The organism is Allostigmatella hybrida (assembly GCF_020103775.1).
Classification (GTDB): domain Bacteria; phylum Myxococcota; class Myxococcia; order Myxococcales; family Myxococcaceae; genus Hyalangium; species Hyalangium aurantiaca.
Map to the genome: position 1 here is coordinate 95,156 of NZ_JAHXBH010000024.1, position 21,086 is coordinate 116,241.

A 21,086-nucleotide genomic window follows, 5' to 3' on the forward strand; every position below is an offset into this window, starting at 1 on the left:
TCAACACCAGTCCATGACGACAACGTCGAGCGTTGGCTCCAATTCTTCGAGTGCAGCCATGTGTGCTGCGCTGCGAACGCCCACCCGGAAGTCGAATCCACACGCTCTTGCCAGGCCGCGCTCGCGCCGCAGCTCGGGTACCTGCTTTCCCATCACAATGTCTCGAAGGGCACGGGAGTAGGTGTCGAAGTTGTCGGTTTTGATCTCCCAGAGCACACCCGCGCGGATCTGGAGCGCATCAAAGTGCTTGCCGTTGACGAGTGCATCAAAGCCTGGGAAGCCGTTGTTCGGGACCCTGTCTGCGCACTTGTTATGCAAGGCGTCTCCGCCCAGGTGCGGCACAATCCGGGGGATGCACTCAGGGCGTGGGTGCGAAGTCATTGGAGCAGGTGGAGCCCGATCGGATCCAGACTGCCCTGGCTGTGTCTCCGGATCCGGTTGCTTGGGCGGGGTCGGCTCCACCATGATGGGCATGGGAGGCGTCAGGCCAACAGGCGCTGGAAGCGTAACGGGCTTGGGGCCAGCCAGAGGGGCTACCCACGGAACAGCCACCTGGCTTCGGGGTTGCGGCTCCGTCGCCGCGCACGCGGAGAGCAGGAGAAAGAGCGAGCTGCGGATATGCAAGGGCAAGGGCAAGGCCAGACGGACTCTATCCTTCGAGGCTCGCCTCGCATGCGTCCTTTCCAGACGGCGCAGGCCATTTTAGGGTCGCGGACCATGATTTCGTGGAACGCTTCGAGGCTGGTTCCCCTGGCCGCCGCCGTCCTGCTGGGCGCGGGCGTGGGGCATGCGCAGGATTCGGGTCCCATCGACCCGGCGCGGCTGTCGCAGATCGTCAAGGTGCTCGCTTCCGATGAGTTCGCGGGCCGCGCGCCGGGCGGACCGGGCGAGAAGAAGACCCTCGACTACCTCATCAGCCAGTTCAGGGCCGTGGGTCTGGAGCCCGGGGGCGAGAACGGCGGCTGGACGCAGAAGGTGCCCCTGGTCCGCTTCCAGGTGAAGGACCCCGTTGTCCTCAAGGTGGCCGTGGGCGGCCAGATCACCTCCTGGCGCCAGGGCCAGGAGGTGATGGTCAACACCCAGCGCCCCCTGAAGCGCGTGAAGATTGACCAGGCCCCACTGGTGTTCGTTGGCTACGGCATCTCGGCGGCCGAGCGCGGGTGGGATGACTTCAAGGGCGTCGACCTGAAGGGCAAGATCGCCGTCTTCCTCATCAATGATCCCGACTTCGAGGCCCAGCCGAGCGAAGAGGTTCGCGGGAAGTTCGGCGGTCAGGCCGCCACCTACTACGCCCGGTGGACCTACAAGTTCGAGGAGGCCGCCCGGCGCGGGGCCCTCGGCGCGTTGATCATCCACGAGACGCCCGGTGCCGGGTACGGCTGGTCCACCGTCATCGCGGGCAACGGCCAGACCTTCGACATCGTCCGCGCCCAGCCCGACAAGGAGAAGGTCCTGATGCAGGGCTGGATTCAGCGCGATGCCGCCGCCGCGCTGTTCGCCCGCTCCGGCGTGTCCCTCGCGAAGCTGAAGGCCGATGCGCGCAAGGCCACCTTCGAGCCGGTGCTCCTCAAGGGCGTCAGCCTCTCCACCGACTACCGCATCACCCACACGCGCGCCGACAGCCACAACGTCATTGGCCGCTTGCCCGGCGCGCAGCGCCCCAACGAGTCCATCATGTATGGCGCCCACTGGGATGCCTATGGGCTGGGGCCCGCGGATGCTTCGGGGGACAAGATCCGCCGGGGCGCCGTGGATGACGCCATCGGTCTGGCCGGGATGATCGAGATTGCCCGCGCCTTCCAGCAGGGGTCGAAGCCCGCGCGGTCCATTGTCTTCGCCGCCTGGACCGCCGAGGAGCCGGGACTGCTCGGCTCGGAGTACTACGGCGCCCATCCCCTCCAGCCTCTGGAGACCATGGTGGCCAACATGACCATGGACATCCTTCAGACCGCGGGGCTCTCCCGCGACGTGGTGCTCGTGGGCAACGGGCAGAATGAGCTCGAGGATGCGCTGGCCGAGGCCGCCGCGCGGCAGAATCGCACCGTCACGCCCGATGCGAAGCCCGAGCGCGGCCTGTTCTACCGCGCCGACCACTTCTCCCTGGCCAAGCGCGGTGTGCCGGTGCTGCTGCTCATGGGGCTGGGCGGCGGGCATGATCTCGTGAACGGAGGCCGGGAGGCCGGGGACCGCTGGGTCGCCGACTACACCGCGCGCTGCTACCACCAGCCCTGCGATGCGTGGCGCGCCGACTGGGACCTGCGGGGCGCCGCCCAGGATGTGCAGCTGCTCTACGAGATGGGCCGCTCGCTGGCGTCCTCGGACCGCTGGCCCCAGTGGAAGCCGGGCTCGGAGTTCAAGGCCGTCCGGGACAGGTCCTCGGCCGCCCGCAGGTGAGCCGGGCCGTTTCGCCACAGGAACTGCGAGGCGCTGCGGGCCTCCTCGGGTAGGATGCGCCCGCTTGGGCGTCCCGGACGCCGTGCCCCGCAAGGAGTCCTCATCTTGGCTGGTTCCAGTCTGCTCGCGCTGCTCGACGACATCGCCACCATCCTCGACGACGTGTCGGTGATGACCAAGCTGGCCGCGAAGAAGACCGCGGGCGTGCTGGGCGACGACCTGGCGCTCAACGCCCAGCAAGTCACAGGCGTCAAGGCCGACCGCGAGCTGCCCGTGGTCTGGGCCGTGGCCAAGGGCTCGATGGTCAACAAGGCCATCCTGGTCCCCGCCGCGCTGGCCATCAGCGCCTTCGTGCCCTGGTTGGTGACGCCGCTGTTGATGGTGGGCGGCCTGTTCCTGTGCTTCGAGGGCGTCGAGAAGCTGGCGCACAAGTTCATGCACAGCCCGGAGGAGGACGAAGCCCATCACGCCAAGCTCACCCAGGCGCTGGCCGACCCTCAGGTGGACCTCGTTGCCCTGGAGAAGGAGAAGATCAAGGGCGCGGTGACCACCGACTTCATCCTCTCGGCGGAGATCATCGCGATCTCGTTGGGCGTCGTGGCCAGCGAGCCCTTCACGACGCGGGTGCTGGTGCTGGTGGGCGTGGCCCTGCTGATGACCGTGGGCGTCTACGGGCTGGTGGCCGGCATCGTGAAGCTCGACGACGCGGGGCTGTACCTGAGCCGGCGGCCGGGGAGCTTCCAGCAGAGCCTGGGCCGGGGCATCCTGATAGGGGCCCCGTGGCTCATGAAGGGCCTGTCGGTGGCGGGTACCGCCGCCATGTTCCTGGTGGGCGGCGGCATCCTCACCCACGGCATCGCCGTGGTGCACCATGGCATCGAAGGGCTGGCGGAGCGCGCGGGAGGAGTGCCCGGCATCGGGTGGCTGCTGCATGCCCTCACGCCGCCCGTGGCCGATGCCGTGGTGGGAATCGTGGCAGGCGCGGTGACGCTGGCCGTGGTGCTCGGCGTCAAGCGCGTGCTGCGCAAGGGCTAAGCCCCCGGACAGCCATGCTGAGGAGCAGGACATGACCATCACCATCACCGCCTTTGAACGCTCGCCCGATCGCGGCAGGGGGCTGGCGCGGGACATGCGGGTGCGCTGGGCGCTGGAAGAGGTGGGCCAGCCCTACGACGTCCGGCTGCTGTCGTTCGAGGCGATGAAGGAGCCCGCGCACAAGGCGCTGCATCCGTTCGGTCAGATTCCGACCTATGAGGAGGGCGAGCTCGTCCTATTCGAGTCCGGCGCGATTGTCTTCCACATCGCGGAGCGCCATGCCGGCCTGCTGCCGGAAGACTCGAATGGCCGCGCTCGCGCGATCGCGTGGATGTTCGCGGCGCTCAACACGGTCGAGCCGCCGGTCTTCGACCGCAGTCTGGTGATGATTCTCGAGCGCGATCAACCCTGGTACGAGCATCGCCTGCTCGCGCTGGACGACATCATCCGGAAACGGTTGGATGATCTCTCCGCGCGCCTCGGCAGCGCCGACTGGCTCGACGGCGCCTTCAGCGCGGCCGACATTCTCATGGTGACGGTCCTGCGCAGGCTGCAGGGGTCGGGCATTCTTGAGGCGTATCCGAACCTCGCCGCCTATGTCGCCCGCGCCGAAGCGCGCCCGGCCTACACGCGTGCATTCGCTGCGCAACTGGCGGTGTTCAACGCCGCCCCTCCGGCCGGGTGACGGTGCGCGGGCTTACGTAAGCCCTCACCGTGCCCCGTCCTGGCTCCGAGTTGAGCCCCCCGGGCCGCACGCGGGTAGACAATCTCCATGTCCGGGCGCTTGGCCCTGGGCGCTCACCGCAGCGGAAGCTTCTGGAACATCAAGCCGTCGAGTCCGAGGCGCTGGAGGGTTTCCACGAACCGTTCCGTGCCCAGGAGCATGGTGGAGAAATTGGCCAGCCGGAACAGGTCCACCTGTGTGGGGAGTGACCCTTTATCCAACAGAGGGTTCTCCGGGCGGCTGAAGCCGAGGCGGCCACAGGTATCGCAAGGCGTCCGTTCTTCCGGCGGGATGCATTCCGGGTGAAGCCGCCCCCGGGGCTCAATCTGCAGTTCCTGGAGCTCAGGGGGGGGCTTCTGCCGGAAGCGCAGCTCGTGGCGGCAGGGATTCAATCCCTGGAGGCCTGCCGCTCGAAGTTGCTCCGCCACCTCGCGCCGGACGAGGAGCGTCCAGGGATTCTGGAAGAAGAAGGAGCCAAAAGTTCCCGAAGCGGTTCCCGTCAGAGGACCCAACATCATGCCGGGATAGAGCGGAGCACCCGGTGGAAGCAGGGGGCGGACGAGTTCGCGGAGACGTGTGAACTCGGCGAAGTTCTTTTCCAGCCGGGGACGCTCGAACAGGGCGTGCTCATCCAGCGCCGAGAGATCGACGGAGGGGTAGTCGTGACCGGTACTGGCCCAGGTGGTGTCGCAGGAAGGGCAGTGTGTTCCCGGGAGTCCCCACTTGTGGGCGGCATTGACGGAGCCGGTGTGGCGTGAAGCAGGGTCCGCCCTCAACCAGTAGAAGTTCACGGAGGCGCCGGGCTCAGGTGGCTTCTTCCTTCTTCGCCGTGGCGAGGATCGCCACGCACAGCCCCATGGCCGCGATGAGCGTGAAGGACAGCCGCAGGCTGGAGAGGCTCGCCAGCAGCCCAATCACCGGCGGGCCCACCAGGAAGCCCAGGAAGCCGATGGTGGAGACCGCCGCCAGCGCCACCCCCGCGGGCATCGTCTTCGATCTGCCCGCCGCCCCGTACACCAGCGGCACCACCGACGAGACGCCGAAGCCCACCAGCAGGAAGCCCAGCAATGCCGTGGGCAGATAGGGCAGCCCCACCGCCAGCATCAGCCCCAGGCAGATCAGCCCGCCGCTCACCTGGAACACCCGCCGCAGCCCCAGCTTGCGCGTGAGCCAGTCCGCGATGAACCGCCCCGTCGCCATCGAGGCCATGAACGTGGCGTAGCCCGTGCCCACCCACGCCTTGTCCGCCTTCACCACCTGCTGGAAGTACACCCCGCTCCAGTCGAACATCGCCCCTTCACACATCATGCAGCAGAAGGCGATGACCCCCAGCACCAGCAGCGGCTTGTCCGGCACGGCGAACACCCGCCCCCCTGCCTTCGCGCCCGCGTCCTCCTTCAGCGTGAACCGGGCGCTCACCGCCGTCACGGCCCACACGCCCAGCATCACCGCCACGAAGTGCAGCGCGGGCACCACCCCCGCTCCCATCAGCACCGTGCCCACCGCCGCGGCGGTGAAGCCCGCCAGGCTCCACATGCCGTGGAAGGACGCCATGATGGAGCGCTGGTAGAGCCCCTCCACCCCCACGCCCTGCGTGTTCACCGAGATGTTCACCAGGTTGCCCGCGAACCCGAACGCGAACAGCCCCACGCTCAGCTGCGCCAGCGAGCGCGCCTGGCCCAGGCTCGCGAGCACCAGGCCGTACAGGAACAGCGCGCCCACCACCACCCGCGCACTGCCCATCCGTGCCACCAGCCATCCCGAGAGCGGCAGCGACACCATCAGCCCCGCGGGCAGCGCCAGCAGCGCGAAGCCCAGGTCCGCCTCCGACAGGCTCAGCTGCTGCTGGATGCTCGGGATGCGCGAGGCCCACGTGGCGAAGCACAGCCCCTGCAAGAAGAAGAGGCCTCCCACCACCCACCGGTAGGTGCTCCGGGGCAGCGGGTTCCTCGGCGCGGCATGTTCCATTTTGGCCCTTGCCGTAACACGGCCGCCCCGGCCCCGCAGGGCGGAATCACGTCACGCTGGGGTGACGCCGCGCCTCGGCCAGCTTCCGGCTCAGCGCCGAGGCCGCCAGGAAGCCGTGGCTGAATCCCTTGCGGAAGACGTTCTTATAGAACCACCCCGCCACGGGCACCGCGGCAATCATGTCCCCGAAGCTCCACATCTCCTCGTGCGCGTGGATGCGCGGGTGCACCGTGCCGTCCTTGCCCGGCGGCGCCAGCGTGAAGTCGTACACGAGGATGGTCCGCAAGGGGTACGTGTACAGCCAGCGGAACTGCTTCAGGTTCATGATGCCGTCCACGATGGCGCGGCCCTTCTGTCCGCCCTCCTCCAGCTGGACGTTGAGCTGGAACACGTCGAAGTCGAACGAGAACATCAGGTGGAAGCCCACCGCGCCCAGGCGGTAGTCCTCGATGCCCGCGCCGCGCTGCCACGGGTCCGTGAAGACGACGTCCTCGGCCAGGTAGGGCAGCACTTCCGCGTCCAGCACGCGCGCCGGCTGGCGCGTGTCGTAGAGCACCTGGGTGATGCGGCGGAAGCGCTCCTCCAGCTGTGGAATCAGGGCCTGATGCTTCGGGCTCATGGGCCATCCCCCGGGGACGGCGGGTGTGCCGTCAACGGCCCAACTTGTTCACGGGCCCCGCTGGGGGCAAGCCTGCCGCCGGCGCGGCGGTGCGCCGCAGCGACAGGTTCGGGAAGGAGATGGAGACCACCACCGGCAGGCCCTGGACCTTCTCCGGCACCGCCAGCAGCGCGTCGTAGGTGAAGCCCCGCCCGGCCGCCACGACGAGCACCGTCTGGCCTGTCTGGTTCTCGCCCGTGCCGATGTGCTCGATGCCCTTCACGTGCGCCAGCAGCGCCTGGGCCTCCTGGACGGCGCCCTGGAGCGCGGGGGCGGCGCTTGCGGCGGAGGCAGGGGGATGCGGCTTCAGGTACGTGCCCACGGGCTTGCCGGTGCTCAGCAGGTGCCGGGCGTCCATCTTCGGGGGAAGTGCCGGGCGCGAGCCCGTGGGGGACAGCTCCGGCCGGGCGCCCGGGGGGGCGGCCTGCGCGCTCAACGCCAGGCGCGAGCCCGTGAGGGGCGCCGAGGACGGAAGCGCGGGGCGCGAGCCCGTGGCGGAGGGGCCTCCGGGAGCGGGGGGCGGCTCGCCCGGGCGCTTGTCCGCAGGGCCGCCGAAGAGGGCGCGGCGGGAGCCCGTCTGCGCCGCCTGCGGGGTGGACAGGTGGGTGCCCGTGGAGTGGGTGCTGGGCAGCGCCACGGGCGGGGGCGGAGGGCCTTTATCCCCGTCTTGGGAGCGCTGCTGGAACTCCTGGCGGTCCCGGTGCCGGGACTCCTCCAGCATCCGCAGCGTCTCCTCGCTCGCGTCCTTGTGCCGGTCACCGTGGTGGCCCAGGGACGAGCCCGGGTCCTTCATCATGTCCGGCTCGTCCTCCTCGTGGTGCCCCTGGACGTTCTGGGCGCCCTTGTTGGCCTGGGCGCGGTTCGTGCGGACCCGCTGCACCTGCGGCTTGGGCTGCCCCCGTGAGGCCGTGGACGGACGGGGCTGGGAGGACGGAGGGGTCTTTATCACGGTGCCCCCATTCTAGCGGTTTTCCGGTCACCCCGCTTGGAGGGCGGGCGCGGGCGCGGTGTGCTGCTCCAGCGCGGCCAGGAGCCCCTCGAAGAGCCGCTCCTCGATGGGCTTGAGCGCCGAGAAGTCCTTCACGCCCGCCTCGGCCAGGAGCCGCAGGCACGTCTCCTCGATGTCGAGCCGGTGGGACTGCTCCTCGGTGACGACCTTGCCCAGCTCGGTGCGCACCGCCGGGTGGCGCGTGGCGGCCTTGTACAGCGGGTAGAGGAGCATGGCCCGCTGCTCCACCAGCGTGGTGGTGAGCAGGTAGTTCAGGCGCACGTCCTCCCGGTTCAGCGTCCGCTGCGTCCACGCGGCCAGCTCGCGGTCCAGCGTCTGGAACCAGGCCGCCGCCTCCTGCGCGCAGAGGTACTCCGTGGGCTCGGTGCCGCCGGCCACCTCCGCCGCCAGGCGCTTGAAGGCCAGCGCGTGCCGCGTCTCGTCCGCCAGGTGGCCCAGCACCTCCAGCGAGGGGTGCCGGTCCGCCACGGTGCGGCTGATCTTCCGCACGCCGATGAACTCCAGCAGGGACAGGGTGTTGAGCCAGCGGGCCTCGAGCGTGGGCTCGGAGGCGATTCGCTTGAGGACGGTCTGGATTCGCTCGCGCATGCCGGGCGGCTGTCTAGCCGGGAGTGGCCCCCAAGGAAAGGCCGGGGTGGGCCGCGCGCAGCTGCACCAGCGACGCCAGGCAGCTCTGCCACTCGCCCTTGGCCAGCGAGCCGGTGAACTCCCCCAGCACGGGCGCCACGAGCTGGGCGAAGGCCGCGTCCTCCAGCCCCAAATCTCTCATCAGCTCGATGAGGCGGCGCTTGGCGGTGCTCGCGGACAGCCGGCGCGCCACGAGCCCCTCGCGGCCCTCCTTGGAGCGGCCCGGAGGCAGGCCAAAGAGCATGCGGCGCAGGAACTGGCGCAGGGCCTCCACGTGGGGGAAGCGCTCGGGCGCGGCGGCCACGGGCGGGGCGGCGGCCCCCGCGGGCTTCCAGCCTTCCGGCAGGTGCGAGGGGCGGTGCTTCTCCCAGAGAAGCCTGGCGGCGAACAGCCCCACCTCGCGGTCCGCGCTCTCCATCAGCCACGCCAGGCGCTCGGCCCCGCCCAGGCGCGCGTAGTGCCGGCGGATGAGCTCCATGGCCACCTCGCGCGTGCTCTGCCGGGTGCTCTCGGTGAGGGTGAACACCTTCACCGCGTCCAGCTCCTCGGGCTTGAGCGTGACGCGCTCGTCGGCGCCGGCCTCGCCCGCGTGGAGCAGCGCCTCGTAGGCCAGCGTGCGGACGTCCTTGGCCTCCGCCTCGGCCAGCTCGTACACCCGGGGGAGAACCCCCCACGCGCGCAGCTCCACCCGCGCCACCGCCAGGGCGAAGCGGCGCACGTCGTCGCGCGAATCCGTCAGGGCGGGCCACAGCCGCGCGGCGGTGTACGCCTTGCGCGGGGCGCGGGGCTTGAGCCCGTAGGAGGCGGACTCCGGCTGCTCGGGGCCGAGCACGGGGTGGTGGCAGCGCAGGTACGTCTGGGCGAACTGGCGCACGGGCGCGGGCTGCTTGGCGCCCAGGGCCAGCTCGAAGAGGCGCTCCAGGCCGGCCGCCGTATCCCCGGTCTCGCTGAAGTCGGCGGGCGCCAGGGACTCCAGCAGGTAGCGGTGGGCGAAGGCGTGCAGCGACGGGTCCGCGCGCCGCGCCAGCGCCAGCAGCCAGGGCACGGTGAGCTGCCGGGGGCTGAACAGGTTTCGGTTGCCCAGCAGGGCCAGCGCCAGCTCGCGGGACTTGCCGTGGAACACCATGCCCTTCACCTGCTCCACGTCCAGCCCGGGCAGGGCCTCGGCGAGGGTGAGCCACCGCGTCACCGCCTGGCCGATGCGCGGGTGCAGGGCATGCGCCAGCATCCAGGCCGGGCCGATGGCCTCGGGCTTGTAGGTGCCCAGCGCCTTGAGGGCGAACTGCTCCACCGGGCTCCGGTGCCCGTGCCGCAGGTGCTCCATCCGGGGATCCGTGAGCAGGTCCCTATATAAGGATGCGGGCAGCTCCTGCGGCGCGTACCGGGCGCCCACGTAGCCCTTCACCCACTTGAACGGCTCGGGGCCCCCCAGGAACAGGTCGATGAGGAAGCGGTGGGACAGCTCGGCCCGGTCGAAGGCCTGCTCCAGCGTGCGGGCGGCGAAGGTGTGCGTGGCGCTGTAGCCGAGCAGCCTCCCGAGCAGGTCAAGCCCCAGCTCGCGCGGGGCGCGCTTCTCCAGCACGGCCAGGGCGAAGGCCACGGTGTCCGGCGGCCCGCGGGCCACGAGCCCCTCCAGCCGCTCGGAGGTCAGGTCCTGCGCGTGGGCCCGGGCGTACTCGATGGCGTAGGTGCGGGCCTTGGCGCTGGGGGACTCCAAGAGCGCGAGCACCGCCTCGTGGAGCCCGAGCGCGCGCAGCTTGCCCTGGTGGTACTCGGGGGAGGCCTGGAGGGTCTCCACGAGGAACTCGTGGGCGCTGCCCAGGGGCCTTCGCGCGAGCCGCTCCAGCCACGTGGGCGTCACCTGGCCCCGCAGCACCTCGGGGAAGTCCTGGCGCAGGCCCTGGATGGCGAAGCGCGCGGCCGGGTCCGACAGGCACGTGTCCAGCAGGCGCATGAGCGCATCCGGCGAGCGCTTCCACGCGTCCGGGAAGGCGCGGTGCTTCACCATGTCGGACGGTGGGCCGATGGAGAAGCCCTCGCCGTTGTACTTGCCGGAGCCGTGGGCCCACAGGTGCATGGCCACCCACGTGCCCTGCCAGGGGGTCTCCGGGGTGTAGTGGCGCAGCACCTCGGCGGCGAACTGGGGGAAGAGCTCCGGCACGGCGGCGCCCAGCTGCCGCAGGTAGCGCCAGGCGCGGCGGCGCAGGTAGGTGAGGGTGCCCAGGGAGACTTCGCGCGAGCGCGAGGCGTGGCGCTCCACGTCGAAGCGCCAGGCGAGCACGCCGAACAGCTCCGCGTCGTGGCGCTGCTCGGCGAGCTTGTAGATGCGCTTGAGGCCGCCCCACAGGCCGAAGCGCAGGTCCGCCGTGCGGGCCAGCTCCAGGAGCACCGCGCGGCTGGCGTCCGAGTTACGCGTGTAGAGGCCCACGAGCAGCTCCGCCAGGGCGAAGCGCGGGGGCAGGGGCACATCCTGCTGGGCGAGGAAGCGCTGCCAGGCCTCGCGTGCGCCGGTGCTGCGGGCCTCGGCGCTGGGGTGGGCCTGGGCCTGGGCCAGCAGGTGCTTCAGGCCCTGGAAGTCGAGCGCACCCTGGGGCGGGGGCGTGGAGGGGACCGGCTCGGGCTGTGCGAGGAAGGCGAGGACGGATCCGGCCAGGTCGGGCGCTTCCGCCCGGGCCAGGCGTTGGAGATCGGCTTCGCTCAGGGCGTCGCTGGAGGCCATGGGAGGGATTTAGCACGGCCCTCCGGGGAGGATCGCAGCGCGTTTGGTCACCTCCCCGCGCGAGAATTGTCAGTGCCCGCCCCGGGCGGGCGCCTAACCCGCTGATTCCGGCCACATCGGGGCCCTCCGGGAAGCTGGCACGGCGGGTGCTAAATGCCTCACCCGAAGTCCAGTGCAGGGGGGCTCGACGGGTCCCCCCACGCCAGGAGAACGCCGAGACGGGAGCTCGTCCGCGGCGAGGCGGTGAGTGCCCTCTGGGCAGAGAAAGCGCGCGGGCCAGGAGCGGGGACAGGTGCCCCCTCCTGGCCCGTTCGTGTTTCCTGGAGAACAGTGGTCACTTTGGTCTAAAATAGTCCAAAGATTGTGCTTTCCGGTCGAAAGTCCGCCTGATTAGTTTCGGCTTCAAGCTTCCCTGGCCGCCGTTGGAGCGGTGGCGGAGATCGACTTTGAGCCGCTGGAAGGACCTCTCCTCGGGAGAGTTCGCGCTGCTGGACACGGTGTTCTGGTCGACGGGGCTGTCGCGGGATGCGCTCGCCCAGCGGTCGGCTTTCTCCAAGACGCGCGCGAACGCGGCCGTGGCGGGACTGCTGGAGCGGGAGCTGCTGGAAGAGGCGGGGCTCCAGGCCTCCTCGGGCGGCCGGAGGGCGGGGACGCTGCGGCTGCACCGGGGGCTGGGCGTGCTGCTGGGGGCGGACCTGGGCGCCACCGGCCTGCGCGTGGGCGTGCTGACGCCGGACCTGCAGGTGCTGGCGCGGCACGTGGAGTCCGCGGACGTGCGCAAGGGGCCCGAGTCCGTCCTGTCGCGCGTGCGCGCCCTGATGCGCCAGTTGCTGACGGAGGCGGGCCTCACGCCCCGGGACGTCATCGGCATCGGCATGGGCGTGCCGGGCCCGGTCAACTTCGAGAGCGGCCAGCTCGTCAACCCGCCGCTGATGCCCGAGTGGGACAGCTACTCCATCCGCGAGGACATGAAGGCGGACTTCGAGGCGCCCGTGTTCGTGGACAACGACGTCAACATCATGGCGCTCGGCGAGCTGTGGCGGATGCAGCGCACGCTGCAGAACTTCCTGGTCATCAAGGTCGGCACGGGCATTGGCTGCGGCATCGTCTGCCAGGGGCAGGTGTACCGGGGCGCCACGGGCTCGGCGGGGGACGTGGGCCACATCTGCGTGGACCCGGCGGGGCCGCGCTGCCACTGCGGCAACCTGGGCTGCGTGGAGGTGATGGCGGCGGGCCCCGCAATTGCCCGCATGGCCCGCGAGGCGGTGGAGGCAGGCCAGAGCGTGCTGCTCGCGGAGACGCTGGCCGCCACGGGCACCATCCTCCCCGAGGACGTGGCGCGGGCGGTGCGCGCGGGCGACACGGCGGCCAACGCCATCGTGCAGCGCGCGGGCAGCTTGATTGGGCAGATGCTCGCCTCGGTGGTGAACTTCTTCAACCCGTCGCACGTGTTCTTCGGCGGCTCGATGATGCGCATCGGCCCGCTGTTCCTCGCCTCGCTGCGGCAGAGCATCTACCAGCGCTCGCTGGCGCTCTCCACGCGCCAGCTGGAGATCCAGGTAACGCCGCTCGGGGAGCAGGCCGGGCTCATCGGCGCCTCGGTGCTGGCCATGCAGGAGACCCTGCGCATGAACGGAGCGGCACGATGAGCGTGGCCATCGAGTTCCGGGACGTGGTGAAGGCGTTCGGCCCGGTGCGGGTGCTGCACGGGGTGAGCTTCGCGCTGCAACCCGGCCAGGTGACAGGGCTGCTGGGGGAGAACGGCGCGGGCAAGTCCACGCTGATGAAGATCCTCTCCGGCTACGAGCAGGCCACGGGCGGCGAGGTGTTCGTCAACGGCCGCGCGGTGCGCTTCAAGGGCTCGCGGGAGGCGGAGCGGGAGGGCATCGTCCTCATCCACCAGGAGTTCAACCTCGCCGAGGACCTGACGATCGCCCAGAACATCTTCCTGGGACACGAGAAGAAGCGGGGCTTCTTGCTGGACGACGCGGCGATGAACGCGGAGGCGGCCCAGGTGCTCCAGCAGGTGGGGCTGCGGGCGGGCCCGGAGACGCCGGTGCGCCAGCTCATCGTGGCCGAGAAGCAGCTCGTGGAGATCGCCAAGGCGCTGGCGCGCAAGGCGCGGCTGCTCATCATGGACGAGCCCACGGCCACGCTGACGCCGGGAGAAACCGAGCGCCTGTTCGCGCTCATCGCCCAGCTCAAGGCCGATGGCGTCACGATGCTCTACATCTCGCACAAGCTGGATGAGGTGGAGCGCATCACCGACGAGGTGGTGGTGATGCGCGATGGCCGCTTCGTCACCCGCTCGGAGACGCGCGCGGTGACGCGCCACCAGATGGCCAACCTCATGGTGGGCCGGGAGACCGCGGACCTGTATCCGCCCAAGACGCCCGTGCCGGCCGGTGTGCCGCCGCTGCTGCGGGTGCAGGGGCTCACCGTGCCGGGCTGGGCGCAGGGGGTGAGCTTCGAGGTGCGCCCCGGCGAAATCCTGGGGTTCGCGGGGCTGGTGGGCGCGGGCCGCACCGAGCTGTTCGAGGGGCTGCTGGGCCTGAGGCCGCGCACGGTGGAGCGCGTGGAGCTGGAGGGCCGCCCGGTGCGCTGGCGCAACCCGCGCGATGCCGCCGACCAGGGGCTCACGTACCTGAGCGAGGACCGCAAGGGCAAAGGGCTGCACGTGAACTTCGGCCTGCGCGAGAACCTGACGCTGATGACGCTGTCGCGCTACGCGAAGCCCTGGCTGAAGCCCGAGGCGGAGCAGCGCGCGCTCGAAGAGGCCGTGAAGCGCTTCGGCATCCGCACCGGGACGCTGGACGCCCCGGCGTCATCCCTGTCCGGCGGCAACCAGCAGAAGCTCGCGCTCGCCCGGGTGCTGCACCCGGACCCCCGGGTGGTGGTGCTGGACGAGCCCACGCGCGGCGTGGACGTGGGCGCCAAGCGGGACATCTACTTTCTCATCGAGGCGCTGGCCCGCGAGGGGCGCGCCGTCATCGTGATTTCCTCCGAGCTGATGGAGCTGATTGGCCTGTGCCACCGCGTGGCGGTGATGCGCGGCGGCCACCTGCAGGCCACGCTCGAGGCGGACCAACTGACCGAAGGGGAGCTCATCGCCCATGCCACCGGAACCCATTGAGGCCCTGAAGCCGGAGGCAGGCGCCCCGGCCCCCGGAGGCGCCGCCGTGCGCCCGGAGACCAGCACCCGCGCCAGCCACCGCGCGCGCTCGCTGCTGCACAGCTTCGGGCCCATCCTCGGGCTCGTCCTGCTGTGCATCATCGGCACGGCGCTCAACAGCGAATTCGCCGCGATCGACAACGTGATGAACGTGCTCACACGCACGGCCTTCATCGGCATCATCGCGGTGGGCATGTGCTTCGTCATCATCTCGGGGGGCATCGACCTCTCCGTGGGCTCGATGGCGGCGCTCATCGCCGGCGCGATGATTCTCGTGATGAACCGGCTGGGGCCCGAGCTGGGCTCGCCCGTGACGGTGATTGCCGTGGGCATCGGCTTCGCGCTGCTGCTCGGCGCGCTGTTCGGCCTGGCGCACGGGCTGCTCATCGCCAAGGGCGGCATCGAGCCCTTCATCGTGACGCTCGGCACGCTGGGCATCTTCCGCGCGTACCTCACCTACTTCGCGGACGGCGGGGCGCTCACGTTGGACTCGGACCTGTCCGACGCCTACAGCCCCGTCTACTACGCCAGCCTCCTGGGCATTCCGATTCCCGTCTGGATTTTCCTCGCCGTGGCGCTCGTGGGCGGGCTGGTGCTCAACCGTACCGCCTATGGCCGCTATGTGCAGGCGCTGGGCTCCAACGAGCAGGTGGCGCGCTATGCGGCGGTGAACGTGGACCGCATCAAGGTGCTCACGTACATGCTGCTGGGCCTGTGCGTGGGCATCGCCACCGTGTTGTACGTGCCGCGCCTGGGCTCGGCCTCGCCGACCACCGGCATCCTGTGGGAGCTGGAGGCCATCGCGGCGGTCATCGTCGGCGGCACCGCGCTCAAGGGCGGCTCAGGCACCATCACCGGCACGGTGGTGGGCGCGGTGCTGCTGTCGGTCATCAGCAACATCCTCAACCTCACCAGCATCATCAGTGTGTACCTGAACGCGGCGGTGCAGGGCTTCGTCATCATCGGCGTGGCGTTCCTGCAGCGCCGCCGCAAGTAGCGTTTCCCTTTTCCCTCACCCGCAGGAGACAGCACGCATGAAATCCGTCCTCCGTAGACTCGCAGTGGGTGCATCCGCCGTGGCCGCGCTGCTCATGTCCTCTGGCGCCGCCGCGCAGGACAAGAAGGTTCACGTCGGCGTGGCCATCCCCGCCGCCACGCACGGCTTCACCGGCGGCATCGTGTGGTGGGCCAACCAGGCCAAGAAGGAGCTGGAGAAGGCCAACCCGGGCCTGAAGGTCACCGTGCGCACGGCGGCCAACGCGCCCGAGCAGGCCAACCAGCTTCAGGACCTGCTGACCGTCAACAAGATCGACACGCTGGTCATCTTCCCGTTCGAGTCGGCGGCGCTCACCAAGCCCGTCGCGCAGGTGAAGGGCAAGGGCGTGTACGTCACCGTGGTGGACCGCGGCCTGACGGACACCAGCGCGCAGGATGCCTACGTGGCCGGCGACAACACCGCCTTCGGCAAGCTGCCGGCGGAGTACCTGGCCAAGCGCCTCAACGGCAAGGGCAGCATCGTGGTGCTGCGCGGCATCCCCACCACCATCGACAACGAGCGGATGGACGCGTTCAACGCGGTGCTGAAGAACCACCCGGACATCAAGGTCCTGGATGCGAAGTACGGCAACTGGAACCGGGACGATGCCTTCAAGGTGATGCAGGACTACCTGACGCGCTTCAAGCAGATCGACGCCGTGTGGGCCGCGGATGACGACATGGCGGTGGGCGTGCTCAAGGCCATCTCCCAGGCCAAGCGCACCGACATCAAGGAAGTGTTCGGCGGCGCGGGCGCCAAGGGCATGGTGAAGACCATCATCGACGGCAGCAACCCGCTCATCCAGGCGGACGTCTCCTACTCGCCCAAGTTCATCTACGACGCCATCAAGATGACCGCCGAGGCGCGCCTCAAGGGCGGGAAGCTGCCGGCCACCACCATCGTGCCCTCGGTGCTCATCACCAAGGAGAACGCGAAGGACTTCTACTTCCCGGACTCGCCCTTCTAAGCCGCCCCAGTCGCCCCTTCAGGACATCCCCATGACGAGACCTGTCACGCTGTTCACCGGCCAATGGGCCGACCTGCCCCTCTCCGAACTCGCACCGCTGGCCCGGCGCATGGGCTACGACGGCCTGGAGCTGGCCTGCTGGGGCGACCACTTCAACGTCCAGGAGGCGCTCGCCTCCAAGACGTACGCGAAGGACAAGCACGCCCTGCTGGAGTCCCACGGCCTGAAGTGCTTCGCCATCGGCAACCACCTGGTGGGGCAGGCCGTGTGCGACCTCATCGACGAGCGGCACCAGTCCATCGTCCCCGCGCACGTGTGGGGAGATGGAGACCCAGAGGGCGTGCGCCAGCGCGCGGCCCAGGAGATGAAGGACACGGCCCGGGCCGCCGCCGCCTTCGGGGTGAAGACCGTCACCGGCTTCACCGGCTCGTCGGTGTGGCACGCCACCTATGCCTTCCCGCCCACCCCGCAGGCGTTCTGGGACAAGGGCTTCGCCGACTTTGGCCGCCGCTGGACGCCGATTCTGGACACGTTCGAGGCGCAGGGCGTGCGCTTCGCGCTGGAGGTCCACCCGACGGAGATCGCCTTCGACATCGCCTCGGCCCAGCGCGCCATCGAGGCGGTGAAGGGGCACCGCTGCTTCGGCTTCAACTTCGACCCGAGCCACCTGGGCTACCAGGGCGTGGACTACGTGAAGTTCATCCGCACGTTCGCGGACCGCGTGTTCAACGTCCACATGAAGGACGTGTGGTGGGGCCGGGGCGATGGCACGGTGGGCGTGTTCGGCGGCCACACGAGCTTTGGAGATCCGCGCCGCAACTGGGACTTCCGCAGCCTGGGCCGGGGGATGATCGACTTCGAGTCCGTCATCGTCGCGCTCAATGACATCCAGTACGCGGGGCCCCTGAGCGTGGAGTGGGAGGACAGCCGGATGGACCGGGTGCACGGGGCCACCGAGAGCGCGGCCTTCTGCAAGCGGCTCGACTTCCCCGCCGCGGCGGGCGCGTTCGACGCCGTGTTCGACAAGGACAAGCAAGCGCGGGCGGGCGGATGAGCGCGAAGCCCGAACGCAAGCTGCGGTACGCGATGGTGGGCGGTGGGCGCGACGCGTTCATCGGCTCGGTGCACCGCCGGGCCATGGCCCTGGACGGGCAGATGGAGCTGGTGGCCGGCGCGCTCTCGTCCAATCCGGACAAGGCGCGGGCCTCGGGCAAGGACTTGGGCCTGGCCCCGGAGCGCAACCACGGCCGGTGGGAGGACCTGCTGGCCGACGAGCTGACGCGCCCGGCGGAGGAGCGCATCGACTTCGTCTCCATCGTCACGCCCAACCACGTGCACTTCCCGGTGGCGAAGGCCTTCGCCGCGGCGGGAATCCACGTGGTGTGTGACAAGCCGCTCGTGCACACGCGCGCGCAGGCGGACGAGCTGGTGCGCACGGTGGAGCAGTCCGGCGTCGTGTTCGGCGTCACCTACAACTACACCGGCTATCCGATGGTGCGCGAGGCGCGCGAGCTGGTGAAGCGCGGCGTGCTCGGCGAGCTGCGCAAGGTGGTCGTCGAATACAACCAGGGCTGGCTCGCCACGCACGTGGAGGGCCAGGGCAACAAGCAGGCCGGCTGGCGCACGGATCCGGAGCGGAGCGGGGCGGCCGGGGCCATCGGCGACATCGGCTCGCACGCGGAGAACCTGGCCGTCACCGTCACGGGCCTGGAGCTGGAGGCGATCTGCGCGGACCTCGGGGCCCTGGTGCCGGGGCGGCGGCTCGATGACGACGCCAGCCTGCTCCTGCGCTGGCGGGGCGGGGTGCGAGGCGTGCTGACGGCCTCGCAGATCGCCGCCGGGGTGGAGAATGACTTGCGGCTGCGCGTGTTCGGCTCGGCGGGCTCGCTCGACTGGCGGCAGGAGAACCCGAACGAACTGGTGCATGCGCCGCTCGATGGGCCCAAGCGCATCCTCACGCGGGGCTCGCCCTGGCTGAGCGAGGCCTCGCGCCGGGCGTGCCGGGTGCCCTCGGGCCACCCCGAGGCGTTCATCGAGGCGTTCGCCAACGTGTACCTGGGCGTCGCGGCGGACATCCGTGCCCGGCTCGCCGGGGGGGCGGCGGATCCGCTCGCCGCCGACTACCCCCGGCTCGCGGACGGCGTGCGCGGGGTGCGCTTCATCGAGAAGACGGTGGAGTCGGCGGCCAGCAAGCTCAAGTGGACAGTGATGGAGTGACGGCCGCGCGGGGCGGCCTCGCTTCGCCCAGGCGATGGCCGTCCTGGCGCACGAGGGCATGGTGGAAGTCGTGGTGGGCGTAGAAGCCACAGGCGAAGGCCACGGCATTCACGATGGTTTGGGTGGCCTGGCAGCCGGCGGTGGCCTCCTCGCCACCGAGCTGGCTGCACCGCTCCAGGGCGCCCAGGAGGTGAGCCTTCACCTCCGCGCGGCCCCGATCCAGGGCGTCGGCGGACACCTGGCCGTGCTGCTCCATCCTCTCGCGCTGGAGGAGGATGAGGGCGTTGAGCTTGCCCTCGGCCAGCTCCTTCTCGTAGGTGCGGAGATCATTGGCCAGGCGGATGCTGACGGCCGCCTCATGCCCCAGCCCCATGAAGTGGGGCAGGCGCGGAAGGATTGCCTCATCGCGGGTGGCCATCAACACGCCCAGGTAGATGGGCAGCGTGCCGGTGGTGAAGCAGGCCGCCTTCTCCAGATACTCCTGGAGCGAGGGGGCGGGGCCTGGCGGTGATTGGCGGTAGAGGTGGCTCCACGCCACCTCGAGCTGCATGCCCCGCAGAAAGTCCCGGAGCGCATTGAGCAGGGACGTGCGCAGGGCGGAGAAGAGGGGAAGCGAGGTCAGCCCTTCCCGGATGTCCCGCATGGCCTGGTGCAGCGGATCCTCGCTGGCACAGGGGGCCCCCGGGGTTTCGAGCACGGACATGGCCTGTTCGAACCGGGCGCAGAGCGTGAGGGGGGAGGCGGCCTCTTCCGCGTGGGGACGCTCGTCGCAGAGGTCATCCACGGCGAAGAGCCACAGGAACAGCCTCCCAGTGGGCAGCAGCTCGCGGGCGCTCAGGAAGGGGGCGGAGGCGGCCAGGGTCAAGCCGACCTGAGGCACGCGGAAGGACCGAAGGAGGGAAGGGTACTTCGCGCACCATGCGGCCAGCGGCGCGGACAGCTCCTGGGTGAGGGCGAAGATGTGCTCACACTCGGGGCCCGGGAGACTGTCGAGAAACGTGCTGCGCAGGAGGTTCTCAGGACGGGAGGACATGGGGGCGACCTGAATCCGGAAGGGGGGAGGACAGCGGCGCAAGGCTCAGATGTCGTGAGCCGGGGCGGCGTGGCTCTCTCCCCTGGGATGTCTCAGATTGACACCACGCTGACGAGCCCAAGCCCATTGAGCACACACTCGAAGTGTTCGCCGCCATCCTGTGTCAGCCAGACGGAGCCGTCCGTCAATCCAACGCAAAACGTTTCCGGATTCTGCGGATCGCCACACGCCGTCCAACTGCCCCCGGGGATGACGGGAGTGTCTCCTACGCGGCGCCAGCGCTGGCCCAGGTCATCGCTGCGGAAGAAGGCGCCGTCCGCACCGGCGCCCCGATGGAACCAGGACGGCGGGGCATTCCGGGCCCCGAAGACATAGAGCGTCCGGGGGCGGGCCGGATGCAGGACGAGGGGCGACAGATAGCTCCGGTCGAACCCCGCGTTCGAGGCGGAGAAGTGCGCGCCCCCATCCTCACTCCGGAAGAAGCCGTATCCGCTCGTCGAGAGCAGGACGTGGGGCTGGCCCGGCGCGAAGAGGACGGAGTGCGAGTCGAACGCCGGGCCGTCGGTGAGGTTCGTCCAGGTGTCGCCCCCATCCAGGCTGAGCGCGAGCCAGCCCTCCTCGATGGCGGCGGCGATGGCCTGGGGCCGCTCGGGATCCAGTCCAATGCCTCGCACGCGGGGCTCATACGGCGCGTTGGGCGAGGTCCACTCGCCGTACCGGGGCAGGGCGGACAGGGGCGCGCAGGACTCCCAGGCGGTGGCGTCTGGGAGCTTGCGGTAAATGGCGGCGGGCTCGGTGCCCGCGTAGAGCACGCCGGTGACGGGGTGCTGGACCAGGGACCAGATCCGCGGCGAGCCGAGCCCCTGGTTGTCGGGAACCCACGTGGCGCCGCCGTCCTCGCTGCGGAAGATGCCCGCGGCCTCGGTGCCCACGTAGAGCCGGCCTGGGTGCCGGGAGTCCACGATGAGGCCCCCCTTGGGCATGTCCGCGGTGACGCCCACGGAGCTGCCACGGAACATGGACTGCAGGGCGGAAGCGGTGTGCCGGGCCGAGCCCTCTACCGGAAGGCGGCTCAGGGGCGTGGGGACGTAGCGGCCATTCACGTGCCGGGCCACGAAGAGGCCACGGGTGGCACCAACATAGATGTCAGGAAAGGGGCTCATGGATTCACGCTTTTTACCGGGGACCGCGAACAAGGCGGGAATAGGTCATCGAAACATCCATCCTCCAACCGGGATGACCTCCTACGTAGGATGCGTCATGTCCAACGTTCTTAGAGGGATCTGCTCCATCTCTTTGAGACAGGGTAAGTAGTTGAAATGATTGATCTTCTGGCGCTGGAGGGCCGCCTTATAGGCAGCTTGGACGCCCTCTGTGCCCCCCGGGCCGATGGCCTGCTTCATGGGGAAGACAGAGACCCATGGTACCGTTGTTTACTGATGAGGCAGGCCTGTCCAAGCACGCTCCCTTCGATGACGCCCCTTGGGGCGGGTCGTACCGCCGCAGTGTGGGGAAATGTAGTGCGTG

Annotated in this window: 18 protein-coding genes; 9 read left to right on the forward strand and 9 right to left on the reverse strand. The window is 69.9% G+C overall.

Features of this window, described 5'->3' with window-relative positions:
* On the reverse strand, window positions 1–474 hold the full coding sequence (locus KY661_RS28170) for a DUF6310 domain-containing protein (protein WP_317987309.1): 474 nt from the start codon (window positions 472–474) through the stop codon (window positions 1–3).
* Between the two features lie 243 nt (window positions 475–717).
* On the opposite strand from KY661_RS28170, the gene KY661_RS28175 reads away from it, so the two are divergent.
* The 3 genes from KY661_RS28175 (at window position 718) to KY661_RS28185 (ending at window position 4,114) form a co-directional block, all read left to right on the forward strand.
* Complete coding sequence (locus KY661_RS28175) at window positions 718–2,394, forward strand: M28 family metallopeptidase (RefSeq protein WP_225413155.1); 1,677 nt, start codon at window positions 718–720, stop codon at window positions 2,392–2,394.
* Between the two features lie 105 nt (window positions 2,395–2,499).
* A complete protein-coding gene (locus KY661_RS28180) occupies window positions 2,500–3,429 on the forward strand; it encodes a DUF808 domain-containing protein (protein WP_225413156.1) in 930 nt (309 codons plus the stop codon).
* A gap of 31 nt (window positions 3,430–3,460) precedes the next feature.
* Window positions 3,461–4,114 carry a glutathione S-transferase family protein gene (locus KY661_RS28185; protein ID WP_225413157.1) on the forward strand — a complete coding sequence of 218 codons (654 nt, stop codon included), beginning with the start codon at window positions 3,461–3,463 and terminating at the stop codon, window positions 4,112–4,114.
* A 113-nt stretch (window positions 4,115–4,227) separates the two neighbouring features.
* On the opposite strand, the gene sitI6 is transcribed toward KY661_RS28185, so the two are convergent.
* Genes sitI6 through KY661_RS28215 form a run of 6 tightly spaced genes read right to left on the reverse strand, consistent with a single transcriptional unit; the run spans window position 4,228 to window position 11,134 of the window.
* Window positions 4,228–4,944 (reverse strand): SitI6 family double-CXXCG motif immunity protein, encoded by a 717-nt coding sequence (gene sitI6, locus KY661_RS28190; protein WP_225413158.1) that lies wholly within the window; start codon window positions 4,942–4,944, stop codon window positions 4,228–4,230.
* Window positions 4,945–4,957: 13 nt separating this feature from the next.
* The gene (locus KY661_RS28195) at window positions 4,958–6,121 is read right to left on the reverse strand and encodes an MFS transporter (RefSeq protein WP_225413159.1); all 1,164 of its coding nucleotides are present in this window, start codon (window positions 6,119–6,121) and stop codon (window positions 4,958–4,960) included.
* A 46-nt stretch (window positions 6,122–6,167) separates the two neighbouring features.
* Window positions 6,168–6,740, reverse strand: a complete 573-nt coding sequence (locus KY661_RS28200; protein WP_225413160.1) for a hypothetical protein — start codon at window positions 6,738–6,740, stop codon at window positions 6,168–6,170.
* A 31-nt stretch (window positions 6,741–6,771) separates the two neighbouring features.
* Complete coding sequence (locus tag KY661_RS28205) at window positions 6,772–7,728, reverse strand: hypothetical protein (RefSeq protein ID WP_225413161.1); 957 nt, start codon at window positions 7,726–7,728, stop codon at window positions 6,772–6,774.
* Between the two features lie 27 nt (window positions 7,729–7,755).
* Window positions 7,756–8,376 carry a hypothetical protein gene (locus KY661_RS28210; RefSeq protein ID WP_225413162.1) on the reverse strand — a complete coding sequence of 207 codons (621 nt, stop codon included), beginning with the start codon at window positions 8,374–8,376 and terminating at the stop codon, window positions 7,756–7,758.
* A 13-nt stretch (window positions 8,377–8,389) separates the two neighbouring features.
* Entirely contained in the window at window positions 8,390–11,134 is a 2,745-nt protein-coding gene (locus KY661_RS28215) for a hypothetical protein (protein ID WP_225413163.1), read from the reverse strand.
* 446 nt (window positions 11,135–11,580) lie between these two features.
* Between KY661_RS28215 and KY661_RS28220 the strand changes: the two genes are divergently transcribed.
* The 6 genes from KY661_RS28220 to KY661_RS28245 are packed head-to-tail and all read left to right on the forward strand — an operon-like array spanning window position 11,581 to window position 18,526.
* Window positions 11,581–12,783 carry an ROK family protein gene (locus tag KY661_RS28220; RefSeq protein WP_225413164.1) on the forward strand — a complete coding sequence of 401 codons (1,203 nt, stop codon included), beginning with the start codon at window positions 11,581–11,583 and terminating at the stop codon, window positions 12,781–12,783.
* Window positions 12,780–14,267: a sugar ABC transporter ATP-binding protein gene (locus tag KY661_RS28225; protein ID WP_225413165.1), complete on the forward strand. Its 1,488-nt coding sequence runs from the start codon at window positions 12,780–12,782 to the stop codon at window positions 14,265–14,267. The genes KY661_RS28220 and KY661_RS28225 overlap by 4 nt, the downstream gene beginning before the upstream one ends.
* On the forward strand, window positions 14,248–15,303 hold the full coding sequence (locus KY661_RS28230) for an ABC transporter permease (RefSeq protein WP_225413166.1): 1,056 nt from the start codon (window positions 14,248–14,250) through the stop codon (window positions 15,301–15,303). The genes KY661_RS28225 and KY661_RS28230 overlap by 20 nt, the downstream gene beginning before the upstream one ends.
* A gap of 37 nt (window positions 15,304–15,340) precedes the next feature.
* Window positions 15,341–16,309, forward strand: coding sequence for a substrate-binding domain-containing protein (locus KY661_RS28235; protein ID WP_225413167.1), 969 nt, complete (start codon window positions 15,341–15,343; stop codon window positions 16,307–16,309).
* A 31-nt stretch (window positions 16,310–16,340) separates the two neighbouring features.
* Window positions 16,341–17,363, forward strand: coding sequence for a sugar phosphate isomerase/epimerase family protein (locus KY661_RS28240; protein WP_075005812.1), 1,023 nt, complete (start codon window positions 16,341–16,343; stop codon window positions 17,361–17,363).
* Window positions 17,360–18,526: a Gfo/Idh/MocA family protein gene (locus KY661_RS28245; RefSeq protein ID WP_225413168.1), complete on the forward strand. Its 1,167-nt coding sequence runs from the start codon at window positions 17,360–17,362 to the stop codon at window positions 18,524–18,526. The genes KY661_RS28240 and KY661_RS28245 overlap by 4 nt, the downstream gene beginning before the upstream one ends.
* Here KY661_RS28245 and KY661_RS28250 read toward each other — a convergent pair.
* Window positions 18,504–19,559, reverse strand: coding sequence for a terpene synthase family protein (locus KY661_RS28250; protein ID WP_225413169.1), 1,056 nt, complete (start codon window positions 19,557–19,559; stop codon window positions 18,504–18,506). The genes KY661_RS28245 and KY661_RS28250 overlap by 23 nt on opposite strands.
* Window positions 19,560–19,651: 92 nt before the next feature.
* On the reverse strand, window positions 19,652–20,722 hold the full coding sequence (locus KY661_RS28255; protein WP_225413170.1) for a WD40/YVTN/BNR-like repeat-containing protein: 1,071 nt from the start codon (window positions 20,720–20,722) through the stop codon (window positions 19,652–19,654).
* Window positions 20,723–21,086 lie beyond the last annotated feature (364 nt).

Excerpts from the sequence above, each read along its gene's own strand:
- KY661_RS28170 (WP_317987309.1), bottom strand. The coding sequence starts at position 474 with ATGCCCATCATGGTGGAGCCGACCCCGCCCAAGCAACCGGATCCGGAG.
- KY661_RS28175 (WP_225413155.1), top strand. The coding sequence starts at position 718 with ATGATTTCGTGGAACGCTTCGAGGCTGGTTCCCCTGGCCGCCGCCGTC.
- KY661_RS28185 (WP_225413157.1), top strand. The coding sequence starts at position 3,461 with ATGACCATCACCATCACCGCCTTTGAACGCTCGCCCGATCGCGGCAGG.
- KY661_RS28195 (WP_225413159.1), bottom strand. The coding sequence starts at position 6,121 with ATGGAACATGCCGCGCCGAGGAACCCGCTGCCCCGGAGCACCTACCGG.
- KY661_RS28200 (WP_225413160.1), bottom strand. The coding sequence starts at position 6,740 with ATGAGCCCGAAGCATCAGGCCCTGATTCCACAGCTGGAGGAGCGCTTC.
- KY661_RS28210 (WP_225413162.1), bottom strand. The coding sequence starts at position 8,376 with ATGCGCGAGCGAATCCAGACCGTCCTCAAGCGAATCGCCTCCGAGCCC.
- KY661_RS28215 (WP_225413163.1), bottom strand. The coding sequence starts at position 11,134 with ATGGCCTCCAGCGACGCCCTGAGCGAAGCCGATCTCCAACGCCTGGCC.
- KY661_RS28225 (WP_225413165.1), top strand. The coding sequence starts at position 12,780 with ATGAGCGTGGCCATCGAGTTCCGGGACGTGGTGAAGGCGTTCGGCCCG.
- KY661_RS28230 (WP_225413166.1), top strand. The coding sequence starts at position 14,248 with ATGCCACCGGAACCCATTGAGGCCCTGAAGCCGGAGGCAGGCGCCCCG.
- KY661_RS28235 (WP_225413167.1), top strand. The coding sequence starts at position 15,341 with ATGAAATCCGTCCTCCGTAGACTCGCAGTGGGTGCATCCGCCGTGGCC.
- KY661_RS28240 (WP_075005812.1), top strand. The coding sequence starts at position 16,341 with ATGACGAGACCTGTCACGCTGTTCACCGGCCAATGGGCCGACCTGCCC.
- KY661_RS28245 (WP_225413168.1), top strand. The coding sequence starts at position 17,360 with ATGAGCGCGAAGCCCGAACGCAAGCTGCGGTACGCGATGGTGGGCGGT.
- KY661_RS28250 (WP_225413169.1), bottom strand. The coding sequence starts at position 19,559 with ATGTCCTCCCGTCCTGAGAACCTCCTGCGCAGCACGTTTCTCGACAGT.
- KY661_RS28255 (WP_225413170.1), bottom strand. The coding sequence starts at position 20,722 with ATGAGCCCCTTTCCTGACATCTATGTTGGTGCCACCCGTGGCCTCTTC.